Origin of the sequence: Vescimonas sanitatis (genome assembly GCF_049060325.1) — a bacterium.
In the GTDB taxonomy this organism is placed as follows: Bacteria; Bacillota; Clostridia; order Oscillospirales; family Oscillospiraceae; genus Vescimonas; species Vescimonas sanitatis.
Genome location: NZ_JBMGPW010000057.1, coordinates 1 through 421 on the forward strand (window position 1 = coordinate 1; position 421 = coordinate 421).

1 protein-coding gene is annotated in these 421 nt (G+C 71.5%); it reads left to right on the forward strand.

All coding sequences use genetic code 11. The features are described 5' to 3' along the window. Positions 1–421: DEAD/DEAH box helicase (locus tag ACOMDU_RS13735; RefSeq protein ID WP_476718556.1), on the forward strand; the 421-nt coding region annotated here is incomplete at both ends.

Sequence of the window (421 nt, forward strand, 5' to 3'; positions counted from 1 at the left end):
GGACGGCCCCCAAGCTGCGCCAGTGGCAGCAGGAGGCGCTGGAGCGCTATCTCGAGACCGCGCCGCAGGACTTCCTGACGGTCGCGACCCCCGGCGCGGGCAAGACCACGTTCGCGTTGCGCGTGGCCAAGATCCTGATGGACTCCGGCGTGGTGCAGCGGCTGACCGTCGTCGCGCCCACGGACCACCTCAAGCGCCAGTGGGCGGACAACGCCGCGCGCGTGGGCATCGCGATCGACCCGAACTTCAAGAACGCGGACGGGCGGCACGGCGCCGAGTACCGCGGGGTGGCCCTGACGTACGCCCAGGTGGCGAACAAGCCCGTCCTGCACCGGAACCGCACCGAGGCTGCCAAGACCCTCGTGATCCTCGACGAGATCCACCACGGCGGCGACGCCCTGAGCTGGGGCGAGGGCATCCG